General features: G+C 32.6%; 2 protein-coding genes. Both read left to right on the top strand.

What is annotated here, in order from left to right; translation table 11 throughout:
• Positions 1–292 precede the first annotated feature (292 nt).
• A complete protein-coding gene (asnB, locus tag Q1K37_RS08285) occupies positions 293–2,143 on the top strand; it encodes an asparagine synthase (glutamine-hydrolyzing) (protein WP_300411238.1) in 1,851 nt (616 codons plus the stop codon).
• A gap of 446 nt (positions 2,144–2,589) precedes the next feature.
• Entirely contained in the window at positions 2,590–3,345 is a 756-nt protein-coding gene (locus Q1K37_RS08280) for an alpha/beta fold hydrolase (protein WP_300411237.1), read from the top strand.
• Positions 3,346–3,552: the final 207 nt, after the last annotated feature.

Raw genomic sequence — 3,552 nt, 5'->3', positions numbered from 1 at the left:
GCATTTTTCAATGCGTTTAAAGGTTTTGGTATGTATTCAACTGTCAAACTCCCGTAATGGTTTTATAAAAGTACTTAATCAATATAAAAGGGGATAGGGCGATTTAAGGCAAGCACTTAGCTTTATGAGGTGCTTGCTTTTTTACATAGAAAAGTCTTTCATTTAACTAATTTTAATGGTGTATGAGTTAATTGTAAGAAAATTTTAAGAATTAGATTGGGTTCAATTCGTTGATTTTTCTCATCTTTAATCATATAATCAGATATAGGAATATATTTGATTAGGAGATAGTATGTGCGGATACGTTGGAATATATAAATTAAATAATTATAAAGAAGAAGATAATAGTTTTTTAGAGAAAATGTCTCAGGAGATCATTCATAGAGGTCCTGATTCCTATGGATATTTCTCTGATGATAGCATAGGTTTAGGTTTTAGAAGACTTGCCTTTTTAGATTTGACTAAGAGGGGTAGACAACCTCTTTTTACTGATGATAATAAAAAGGTAATTTGCTTTAATGGAGAAATTTATAATCATGATGAAATACGTCAGGATTTAATAAAGGAAGGCTATAGTTTTCATACTGAAACTGATACGGAAGTGCTATTAAAGGGCTACGACAGATATAAGGAAGGCATATTAGACAGAGTTCGTGGTATGTTTGCCTTTACCGTTTGGAACCTTGAAAACAAAGAACTTTTCATAGCCAGAGATTTTTTTGGAATCAAGCCTATGTATTACACTACAAATACTAAGGACGGTTCACTATTATTTGGATCTGAAATAAAGGCTTTTTTAAAAAATCCAAATTTCAATAAGGAATTCAATGAAAAGGCATTAAAGCCCTTTTTGACAAATGAATATTCTGCCTATGAAGAAACATTCTTTAAGGGTGTATATAAATTAGAGGCCGGCAATTATTTGAAAGTTAAAGATGGAAAAATAGAAAAGGTCACTTATTTTAAACCGGAAATCAACCCTACGAATAAGTCCTTAGACCAGTACATTGAGGATGTAGAGAAGGCTGTGGAGGAAACTGTAGCACTTTATAAAAAAAGTCACTCTCCATTAGGATGTTTCTTGTCTGGAGGAGTTGACTCTTCCTATATTTTCTCCTTGGCGCAAACAGATAAGACCTTTAGCGTTGGTTTCAAAGACTATGATAAGGACTACAATGAAACCAATTTAGCAAAGGAACTAACAGAGTTAAAGGGAAAGGAAAATCATAAAGTCTTAATTGACGCTGACGATTGTTTTGATGCCTTGCCTAAAATCCAATATTTTATGGACGAGCCTCATGCTAACCTTTCTGCTGTACCGATGTACTTCTTATCCCAATTGGCGGCAAGTCACGTCAAGGGGGTTCTTTCAGGAGAGGGCGCTGATGAACTTTTTGGTGGTTACTTTAGCTATGGAGAAACAAAAAATCTTCATAACTATAGAAAACTTCCCTTTGGTCTTAGACGTCTAGTGAGAAATGTCTCCTTGAAGATGAAGAATGGTAGAATTAGACGTTTCTTAACTAAGGGCGGAAGTCATCTTCATGAGGAGTTTATTGGACAGGCCAAGGTTTTTGAACCTTTGTATGCTGAGGAAATTTTGCAGAGTAAGTATAGAAAAGGAGAAAATCCCTATGAGGTTACGAAGGAGTTTTTCAAGTGTTTAGTAAATAAAACTACCCTACAAAAGAAACAACTTCTAGACATGAAATACTGGTTACCTGGAAATATCCTCTTGAAGGGGGATAAGATGAGTTCTTGTTGGAGTTTGGAAGTGAGAACACCGTTTTTGGACAAAAAGGTCTATGATGTTGCATCTTCAATACCTGACAAGTACAAGGTAAATGGAGATGACTTTAAAATTGCACTTCGTAGGGCGGCGGAAAAAGTCATGCCCGAAGACTGGTCAAATAGGAAAAAAGTGGGCTTTCCCGTTCCTATAAGATACTGGTTAAGACAGGAAAAATATTATAATATTATGAAAGAAGAATTTAATTCTCCAACGGCTAAGGAGTTTTTCCATACTGAAATGCTTATGAAGCTATTAGATGACCATTTCCACGAAAAGGCCATGAATCAAAGATTTTTGTGGACGGTGTATGTCTTTTTGATTTGGTATAAGGAATTCTTTATAAATAGATAGAGTAGAGGCATGTGTTATTTCACATGCCCCTTTATTTTTTAAGTTATTTATTCTTTGATGGGTTTGTTTCTTCTTGCAGTCAATAAATATACGTCATATATAATTTTGATTAGAATGTAGACTCCGGCATATTTCATTATGAGATTAAAGTGGTCTTTAAATATAAAATTCTCAGGTTTAAAGTCTCTAAGTAAAAAGTACGTGAAAATCCTACTTCCGAATATTGCTAAAGTACTTAACAAATACTCTATAAGGCTAATCCTTGCCAATATTCCATACTATTCTTTTTGTTTTCATTATTACCTTTCTTATTATTACATAACTTTAAATACTTTGTTTTTAGATGCTACATTCCTTTGATTTTTATAAATATATTCAATTCAGATATAATCAAACATTAACTCTAATTATTTGTTATAATGTAGATAAGTAGATAGGAGGGTTTTATGGAATATAAATTTATCGAAATTGAAAATAAAAATGGTTTAGTGTTAAGAGGAGTATTAAACTACAATAAAAATCTTGACAACAAAAAGACAGTTATTATTCTTCATGGATTTACTGGCAATAAACTGGGGAATTCTTTCTTCTATGTACGAATAAGCAAAGAATTTGTCAAAAGAGGCTTTAAAGTTTTTCGTTTTGACTTTACTGGTTCAGGTGAATCTGATGGTAACTTTGAAGATATGACTTTAACCTCTGAACTGGAAGATTTGGATAGCATATGGGAATATGTAAAAAATCATGATATGGTTAAGGGCAATAAAATATATATGATAGGTCATAGCATGGGCGGGCTTATTACCACTTTGACTGCATCAACACACAATCCAGACAAAGTTGTATTACTTGCTCCTGCAAATGAGATGACTAGCCTAATAGAGAATATGTTAGAGGAAATGGAGAAAAAAGAAAATAGAAGGTTAGAATCGGTAAAACATCAGGGTTTTATTCTTAAAAGAAAGTTTTTAGAGGACCTAAAGAGATACAATCCCTACGTTAAAGCGAAAAAATATAGTAATCCTGTACTAATCTTCCTAGGGGATAAAGACCCGATTATAACATTAGAGAGTTGCCAAAAAACGAAAGAGGCCTTTGGTAAAAATGCAGACCTTAAAATTGTAGAAGGTGGGGATCATAGTTTTGTGGACTATGATATTAGAACGGATATGATAGAGGAGATTATAAAGTTCTTTGAATAGGAGTCGAATTTTGAGAACAAATGAAAACAAAAATAAGTATAATAAAACGTGAAATAAGTTTACATTAAGCACAGTTATAATTAAAATAAGGTACTAACTTTTTTGTTATTAAGTGTTTATTTTTTTTGTTTTTGGGTAACATAAGAAATAAGGATAAAGTCCATATAATTGTGTAAAAAGAATAGGTCATTTGAAACCGAAACTGGT

Origin of the sequence: Lagierella sp., assembly GCF_029983815.1 — a bacterium.
Lineage (GTDB): Bacteria > Bacillota > Clostridia > Tissierellales > Peptoniphilaceae > Mediannikoviicoccus.
Note: the sequence above shows the minus strand (reverse complement) of the source record. Positions and strands in the feature narration are given on the sequence as shown.